General features: G+C 66.3%; 8 protein-coding genes. 3 read left to right on the forward strand and 5 right to left on the reverse strand.

Going from position 1 to position 8,297, the window contains the following annotated elements:
• Window positions 1-81 precede the first annotated feature (81 nt).
• Window positions 82-936, reverse strand: a complete 855-nt coding sequence (locus tag AC1VAN_RS05170) for an XOO1806 family protein (RefSeq protein ID WP_032952038.1) — start codon at window positions 934-936, stop codon at window positions 82-84.
• A gap of 120 nt (window positions 937-1,056) precedes the next feature.
• The gene (gene hslO, locus AC1VAN_RS05175) at window positions 1,057-1,950 is read right to left on the reverse strand and encodes an Hsp33 family molecular chaperone HslO (RefSeq protein WP_480985391.1); all 894 of its coding nucleotides are present in this window, start codon (window positions 1,948-1,950) and stop codon (window positions 1,057-1,059) included.
• A gap of 77 nt (window positions 1,951-2,027) precedes the next feature.
• On the opposite strand from hslO, the gene mtgA reads away from it, so the two are divergent.
• The 3 genes from mtgA to AC1VAN_RS05190 all read left to right on the forward strand — a co-directional run bounded on the left by mtgA (window position 2,028) and on the right by AC1VAN_RS05190 (window position 4,293).
• The gene (gene mtgA, locus AC1VAN_RS05180) at window positions 2,028-2,777 is read left to right on the forward strand and encodes a monofunctional biosynthetic peptidoglycan transglycosylase (RefSeq protein WP_025877813.1); all 750 of its coding nucleotides are present in this window, start codon (window positions 2,028-2,030) and stop codon (window positions 2,775-2,777) included.
• A gap of 105 nt (window positions 2,778-2,882) precedes the next feature.
• On the forward strand, window positions 2,883-3,902 hold the full coding sequence (locus AC1VAN_RS05185; RefSeq protein WP_025877815.1) for a glycosyltransferase family 2 protein: 1,020 nt from the start codon (window positions 2,883-2,885) through the stop codon (window positions 3,900-3,902).
• On the forward strand, window positions 3,862-4,293 hold the full coding sequence (locus AC1VAN_RS05190) for a CBS domain-containing protein (RefSeq protein ID WP_025877817.1): 432 nt from the start codon (window positions 3,862-3,864) through the stop codon (window positions 4,291-4,293). Before AC1VAN_RS05185 ends, AC1VAN_RS05190 begins: the two co-directional genes overlap by 41 nt.
• Before the next feature lie 571 nt (window positions 4,294-4,864).
• Here the strand turns inward: AC1VAN_RS05190 and AC1VAN_RS05195 are convergent.
• The 3 genes from AC1VAN_RS05195 to AC1VAN_RS05205 all read right to left on the reverse strand — a co-directional run.
• Window positions 4,865-6,838, reverse strand: coding sequence for an AsmA family protein (locus tag AC1VAN_RS05195; protein ID WP_032976585.1), 1,974 nt, complete (start codon window positions 6,836-6,838; stop codon window positions 4,865-4,867).
• A 113-nt stretch (window positions 6,839-6,951) separates the two neighbouring features.
• Window positions 6,952-7,590: a PAQR family membrane homeostasis protein TrhA gene (trhA, locus tag AC1VAN_RS05200; RefSeq protein ID WP_025877819.1), complete on the reverse strand. Its 639-nt coding sequence runs from the start codon at window positions 7,588-7,590 to the stop codon at window positions 6,952-6,954.
• Between the two features lie 96 nt (window positions 7,591-7,686).
• Window positions 7,687-8,297 (reverse strand): peptide chain release factor 3 (locus AC1VAN_RS05205; protein ID WP_480985392.1); only part of this gene is annotated, 611 nt, incomplete at its 5' end.

An 8,297-nucleotide genomic window follows, 5' to 3' on the forward strand; every position in this document is an offset into this window, starting at 1 on the left:
CTTGACAGATGTGTCCAGAAACAATTCGGGCGCCCCTGGGCGCCCGATGTTCAACACAGCTTGTTCGCGGCCGATGAGCGACTACAGATCCTGCTCGTAGCGCACGTACGGCACGGTGCCGTCATCGTTGCTTTCGTTGCGCGGGGAGAACGGGTTCTTGCCGCGGCTGATGACGTTTTCCGCGCCGACGGTGAGCTGGCCGGACCACGGGGTGCGCCAGGTCAGGCCAATGCCCAGGCCTTCCCACTTGCCGGGCTTGCCGGGAACGTCAACCACGCGGCCGATGATGCTGCCGCTGAAATTGCCGTAGCCGGCGCCCAGGCTCAGGCTCTTGCTGTCCCATCGGTCAACGATGGCCGGTGAGGCGTCGGCCAGGGGTACCAGGCGTGCCTTGGCATAGGTGCCGGCGATGGAGACAAAGCCTTCGCGACCGATGTTCTTCTGCGCGAACACGGTCAGGTCATTCTGTTCGGCGCGCAGCGACGGGGTCTTGCTGGGCGTGGCCAGCCAGGCGGGCAGGGTCTCGCGGCCGGTGCCGGCAGTGATTCCCAGGCGGCCGGTGCCACGGTTGAGCGCGGCGGTACCCGTCAGGCGCCGGTTGGAGCCGATGGCATCATCGTCGTCGCCCAGGCTGGCCAGCATGCAATGGCTGGCCAGTCCGCTGATGCTGGAGCCGCTGCTGCTGTTGCACAGCAGGCCCAGCGAGTCGCCCGAAGACAGGCCGAACGCAGCATCGAGCGAATTGCGGCCGAAATGCCAGCGTGCGCCCACGGCCTGCTCGCCGGTCGGTTCCAGGTACAGCAGGGCCTCGACCTTGCCACTGCCCTTGTTCCAGACCGGAATGACGGTGCGGGTGTCCTTGCTCTGCGCGTGCACGCCCGTGATCGCGCCAAGGGCGATCAGAAGGGCCAGCGGTAGACGCAGGAAGGTACGCATCGGACCAGTTCAGACAGAGACGGGCAGTGAAAGTTCCCGCTGGGGCGGGAACTCGATCCTAGGGTGTTTATGAATTCTTAACAAGCCTTGTTCCTCCCCAGATACAAGACTCATTGGGTATTACTGAAGTCGTTCAGGTGCCGGTACAGCCCCCTGGGCACCGTGGAACAGTATGCCGAACTCCGTCAACGGAAAGTGATACTCCTGTCCGCAGAATTCGCAACGTACGTCTACGGCGCCGGTGTCTTCGGCAGCCGCACGGGCCTCTTCCTCGCCCAGCGAGAACAGCATCGAGGCGACCCGTTCACGCGAGCAGGAGCAGGCGAAGGACAGGGCCTTGTCACCCACCAGCTCCGCCTTCTCCTCGTGGAACAACCGGTGCAGCAGTTCCTCGGCCGGGGTGGCCAGCAGCTCCGCCTTGCCCAGGGTGTCGAACAGCGCGCTGGCGCGGGACCAGCCATCGTCGTCGCCWTSRTCRCCCGGCAGCTTCTGCAGCAGCAGGCCGGCAGCACCGTCGCGGCCGGCGGCCAGCAGCAGTCGCGTCGGCARCTGCTCGGACTGGCGGAAGTAGTCYTCGAAYGCTTCATCCAGTTCCGGCGCGGTCAGYGCGACCAGGCTCTGGTAGCGCTGCGGTTCGCGCGGGTCCAGGCCGGGATTCTCGATGGTGATGGCCAGCAGGGCGTCCCGGCCCAGGTCGGTCAGGTCACGGGGGGCGTCACCGCCCTCGGCAATCTGGACGATGCCGCGCAGGGTGCCGGCGGCGGTGCATTCGGCGAACAGGGTACGCAGAGCGGTATTGCTGCGCAGCTGGATCGACAGGCGGCCGTCCACCTTGGTGTGGCCGGTGAACAGGGCCGATGCCACGCAGGCTTCGCCGAGCAGTTCGGTGGCGCTGTCCGGATACTCGCCGTGGGACTGGATGTCCTGCCAGGTGGCCTGCAGGCGCACGTGGACGCCACGGACACCGGCGTCGGGGAGCAGGAAACGGATAAGGGAATCGGATTGGGCGGTCATCGGCTCACATCGCGCGGAAACGGGGATGGTTGCCGGATAATGCGCCGACAACCAGGCATAAGAAGGATGCACCAGTAATGGGGGCAGGGGGAGAGCAGGACAAGGTAGTGGCCGCCGCCGACGCGGCACCGCGCAGGCGCTGGCGCTGGAAGCGGCTGCTGTGGCTGCCGGTGCTGTTCGTGGCCTTCAGCTGCCTGCAGGTGCTGGTGCTGCGTTTCATCGATCCGCCGCTGTCCACGGTGATGGTCTGGCGTTTCGGTGAGGCACTGGGTGAAGGCGACTGGTCCTACCGGCTGCACTACCAGTGGCGGGACCTTGACCAGATGGCGCCGAGCCTGCCGATTTCGCTGGTGGCCGCAGAAGACCAGCGCTTCCCGGACCATAGCGGGTTCGACCTGCAGGCCATTGAAAAGGCGCGCGACCACAACGCGCGGGGCGGGCGCCTGCGCGGGGCCAGCACGATCAGCCAGCAGGTGGCCAAGAACCTGTTCCTGTGGCAGGGCCGCAGCTGGATCCGCAAGGGCCTGGAGGTCTGGTACACGGTGCTGATCGAAGCCTTCTGGCCGAAGCAGCGGATCCTGGAGATGTACGCCAACATCGCCGAGTTCGGCGACGGTGTGTATGGCGCCCAGGCAGCGGCGCAGACATTCTGGGGCAAGGACGCCGCGCGGCTGAGCCCTGCCGAGAGCGCGCGTCTGGCGGCAGTGCTGCCGGCGCCGCGCCGCTACAACGCGGCCAAGCCAGGCCCCTACGTTCAGCGTCGTGCGGCGTGGATCCAGCGGCAGGCACGGCAGCTGGGTGGAGCGGGGTACCTGGCGGAGGACTGAGGGGCCACGACACCAGGTGTCCGTGGTGCCTTCCGATGCGGGAAGCGGGTATTTCGAACGCTGGACTGACGGGCTGCATCCCCGTCAACGACGTACAATCCGGCGATGACTCGTGAGCGTCTTACCTTCGTCATCGCCGCACACAACGAAGAGCTGGTGCTGCCCCAGCTGCATCCGCGATTGTGCGCGGTACTGGACGGCCTGGCCGGAATCGATGGTCACATCCTGTACGTGGATGACGGCAGCAGTGACACGACCTGGTCGTTGATCGCCTCGCTGGCCCAGGCCGACCCGCGGGTATCGGCGCTGAAGCTGTCGCGCAACTTCGGCAAGGAGGCGGCGCTGACCGCCGGCCTGGACCATGTGCGCGAAGGCGCGGCGATGATCCTCGACGCTGATGGCCAGGACCCGCCGGAACTGGTGCCGCACTTTGTCGAACGTTGGCGGCAGGGCTACGACAACGTCTACGGCACGCGCCTGGTCCGTGACGGTGAGAGCTGGAGCAAGCGCGCTGCCGCATCGGTGTTCTACCGGGTGATTGGTCGCCTCTCGCGGACGCCCATTCCGGCCGATACCGGCGATTTCCGCTTGTTGTCGCCGCGCGCGCTGAGCGCATTGCGCGAGATGCGCGAACGTCACCGGTTCATGAAGGGGCTCTTCAGCTGGGTCGGTTTCCGCCGCGTGGCGGTGCCGTATCACCGGCATGCCCGTTTGGCCGGCAGCAGCAAGTTCAGCCTGTGGCGGCTGTGGAACTTCGCACTGGAAGGGATCACCGGCTTCTCGACGGTCCCGCTGCGGGCGGCCACCTACATGGGGCTGGCCACCGCAGGCGTGGCCTTCGTGTTTGCCATCTGGGTGATTGCGAAGGCGGCGTTGTACGGCGACCGGGTGGCCGGGTGGCCGACCATGATGGCGGTGATCCTGTTCCTCGGGGGCGTGCAGTTGATCGCGCTGGGGCTTATCGGCGAGTACCTGGGACGCCTGTACGAGGAGTCCAAGCAACGGCCGTTGTACCTGGTTGACGCATGGTTGGCCCCTTCCGTGGCAGACTCGGAGCTGCAACCCACCCTGGGAGGGCAGGCAGATGACGTCGGTACGGCAACTGTTGGACGGCAAGTCCCCTGAAGTGCATGCGGTCGCGCCAGGCGCGGCGGTGATCGATGCGATCCGGTTGATGGCGCAGAAGGGCATCGGCGCGGTGCTGGTGATGGATGGCCCGCGACTGGTCGGGATCCTCTCCGAGCGTGATTACGCACGCAAGATCGTGCTCCACGATCGTTCGTCGCGTGACACCGCAGTGTCGGAAATCATGACCGCGAAAGTAGTGACGGTGAGTCCCGGTGAGCAGGTGGAACACTGCCTGCAGCTGGTGACCGATTACCGCATCCGCCATCTGCCGGTGGTCGAGGGCGGGCAGGTACTGGGGGTGATTTCCATYGGTGACCTGGTGAAGTCGGTGATCGATGCGCAGCGGCGCGAGCTGGATCAGCTGCAGCAGTACATCGTGGCGGGGTGAGTTCTGTCGCTGGCGGGCCTGCGGCCCGCCGGCCCGCTTTTTCAAGCAACTGCCAAAGCCAAAGCCAAGGCAGCGCCTTCCTGTTACGCAGGGGAGGCGGCGGGCATGGCCGTGCAGGACACGCCGTAAACCCGTCCATGGGGGCTCGATGGCGCCATCCATGGCGCCAACGGTCCTGCACGGCCATGCCCTCCGCCTCAGGACACGTTCCTGCGAGCGCGGCCGCCTTCACCCTGACTGTCTGCCGTTGGTAGATGCCAACCTTGGTTGGCACTGCTTTTGATTCTGCTCTGTACGTCTTCTTTTGACTTTGAATTTCTGCTCTCGTTCCGCGCGCGCAGGAAACTTTCGGGAGGGTGACGGGTGGCCCAGGCAGGACCGTTGGCGCCATGGATGGCGCCATCGAGCCCCCATGGGTGAGGGCGCTTTGCTTGCGAAGCACTGCTTCGCAAGCGCCCGAACGCACAGCCGCCAGCGGCTGGGCCGGACCGCGGAGCGGGGTTCACGGCGTGTCCTGCCTGGGCCACCCGTCACCCTCGTCCCATTTGCAGTAGGGCGCCGAACGCCCGCTCTACTTCGCGTAATGCCCACCGCAGTCGGCATCCTTGCCCGGACCCAGTTCGATGGTGGCCAGCAGTGCCGCCGGCGGCGCGATGCTGCCCAGCGTCAACGCGACCGCACCCCGGATACCCAGCGCCTTGAAGTCCGGGCGGAACGACGGGTCCTTGAAGGTGCCGCCGATGCGCAGCGGCGAGCGCAGCACCAGGATGCTCCTGTCCTTCGGTCGTGGCTTCAGCAGCAGGTCCAGCGTTTCATCGCGCAGGCTGACATCTCCCTCGCCGAGGATGATCGTATCGGTGGTGTCCACTGCCATCGACCGGGTATGCATCAGGCCCTCGCGCACGCCGAAGTCGGCGAAGGCGCATCGCAGCGGAATCTGTTTGTCGCCGGTGAACAGGAATTTCAACGACTCGGTGATGTCCAGTCCCGCCACTTCCATCAGCAGGTTGCCGACGTGGCCGCGGCCCATGCCCAGCGCCACGTTGCCGCTGCTGCTGCCGAGCATCGCGGCGATCGAGTTGCCGTTGCCGGTCAGGTCAATGGCGCCGCTGATACCCCCCTTGGCCTGTTCGGCCAGCTTGGCGTCGGGGAACAACTGGCCCAGCTGCACTCCGCGCACGCTGGCCTTCAACGAGGTTGCAATCTGCGGGCGACGTGCGTCCATGCGGATCGTGCTGCGGATGTCGCCGCCGGCAACGCCGAAGTTCAGCGGGTCCAGCCGCAGTACACCATCGTCCAGCAGCAGGTGTGCATCCATGTCGTCCAGCGGCAGCTTGGGTGCATTGATGCGCTGGGCCTTCCAGCGCACGTCGGCATCCATCGCGCGCAGCTTGCCCAGGTTGTACGGCGTGGCCGGCAGCACTTTGGCGCTGGCGGCTACGCGCGCAGCCTCGGCCCGCTGTTCTGCATTGGCGGTCTCGCCGCCACCGGTCTTCGGGGGGGCACCGACGAAGCCGGCAAGGTCATCGAAATCGAGGCGGCGCGACACCAGGTTCGCGGTCATCCGTGGGCGTTCCCTGGAGACATCGAACTGCACATCGCCGCCCAGGTCACTGTCGCCGACTTTGCCGGTGAAGCGCTCGTAGCGCCAGACCTGGTGATCGCGCTTCAGGCGGCCATCCAGTGCGTAGGGCGGGGAAGGCGGAATGGCGATGCCCAGCAATGGATACAGRTCGGCCAGGTCTTGMCCGCTCAGCGCGAACTGCAGGTCGAACACCTGCAGCTGGAACGGGTTGGTCAAGGTGCCGCTGGCAACGGCATGGGTGGCTCCGGCGCGGCCATCCAGATGGATGCGGAAGGGGTGTGCGCTGTCAGTCAGTTCCAGCGGCGATTCGGTCCCACCGCTCAGGGTAAAGGGATTGCCCTGCCAGCGGCCCTTGCCGGCCACCAGCAACGGTGGTGCGGCGTCGGCCTGTTTCGGTTGCCCGCTGCGCACGTTCACCAGGATGTCGGTGCGGCCGAGTGCGTCCAGGAACTGCAGGCGACCGTCGTCAATGTGCAGGCGCTTGAGCTGCGGCGTGGTGCCGCCCTTGCTGTCGCCGAGGAAGTTCCAGTTGCCGGGGTCACCTTTGCGCGGGGCGGTTTCCAGCAGTACGTCCGGGCGGGTCAGGCGCACTTCGGGCAGTTGCACGCTGCCACGCAGCAGCGGCCACACCCGTACGTCGATCTCGACCCGGTCGGCGCTGACCATGGTGGGCTGCTTCGCCCAGGGCGCATTGGCAAAGGTAAGGGTATCGGCGCGCACGGTGCTGGTGCGGCCGAGGTCGACATCCAGGTTGCCGATGTGCAGGGCGCGGCCGGTGCGCGCCTGTACCGCACGTTCGACCGGGCCCTTGAACCAGTTCCAGTCCCACAGGGCGATGAGGACCAGCAGTGCCGCGAACAGGAACACCAGCACGGCGAGCCAGCGCTGCCCGCGGCGACCGGGACGACGCAGGCGCCAGCGCGGCACCTTGGGAGCAGCAGGAGCAGAGGCAGCATTCACACCGCCATGGTTGCCCCGTCGGGGTGGACGGGGCGCGAAGCGATCATGTGCATCGTGTGCAGAGCCGGTGCCTGCTCGCCGGCCAGGGGCCTGGCGTTACCCTCAATACGGGGTCACAGCACCTGTCGAGTAACGGCGACGAAGTGGCAGACGCTGCCACCGATCACGAACAGATGCCAGATCGCATGCGAATAGGGGATGGATTCGCGGTGGTAGAAGTACGTGCCCAGCGTATAGGACAGGCCACCGCCGAACAGCCAGGCAAGCGTCCCACCATCGATCGAGGCCCACATCGGCTTGATCGCCACCACCACCAGCCAGCCCATGGCGATGTAGATCACCGTGGACAGCAGCTTGAAGCGGCCGGTGTAGAACAGCTTGAACACCACGCCGCCGAGCGCCAGCGCCCAGATCGCGGTGAACATGCCCCAGCCCCAGGGGCCGCGCAGGCCGATCAGGGTGAACGGGGTATAGGTACCGGCGATCAGCACATAGATCGCGCAATGGTCGAACACCTTCAGGCGGCCCTTGGCCTGCGGGTGCTGGATGGCGTGGTACAGCGTGGAGGCGGTGTACAGCAGCAGCAGGGCGATGCCGAACACGATCGCACTGGCCAGCTGCCAGCCATCGCCGTAGATCGCGGCCAGGGTGATCAACACCGCGCTGGCGGCCAGGGCAAGCACCGCACCCAGCCCGTGGGTCAGGGCGCTGGCAATTTCTTCGCGGATCGAATCAACGGAAGTCGTGGACATGGCATGGGCATCGTCTGCAGGGAGGGGGACCTGCACCCCCCTATCATCGCCGCGATGGCGGGCGCGTGCACCCCCGCCACCGTATGGTCGCTGGAATCAGTTGCCGGTGACCGTATGCGCGGCTTCACGGGTTGCCGAGAAACGCACGTCCGGCGCACGTTCCTGCGCCAGCTGCAGGTTGACCCGGGTCGGCGCCAGGTAGACCAGGTGGCCGGCCGCGTCGAGGGCCAGGTTCAGCGCGTTCTTCTCGCGGAACTCCTCCAGCTTCTTCTCGTTGCTGCAGTGGACCCAGCGCGCCGTGGTCACGCTGACCTGCTCGAAGGTGGCTTCCACGCCGTATTCGTCCTTCAGGCGGTAAGCGGCCACATCGAACTGCAGCACGCCCACCGCGCCCAGGATCAGGTCATTGCTGGTCAGCGGACGGAAGAACTGGGTCGCGCCTTCCTCGGACAGCTGTGCCAGGCCCTTCTGCAGCTGCTTGAGCTTGAGCGGATCGCGCAGGCGGGCGCGACGGAACAGTTCCGGGGCGAAGTTGGGGATRCCGGTGAAGGTGATCGCCTCGCCTTCGGTGAAGGTGTCGCCGATGGAAATCGTGCCGTGGTTGTGGATGCCGATGACATCGCCCGGCCACGCCTCGGCGGCGATTTCACGGTCGCTGGCCATGAAGGTCAGCGCATTGGCCAGCTTCATGTCCTTGCCGGTGCGCA

Source organism: Stenotrophomonas sp. 05L44_2 (assembly GCF_056665995.1).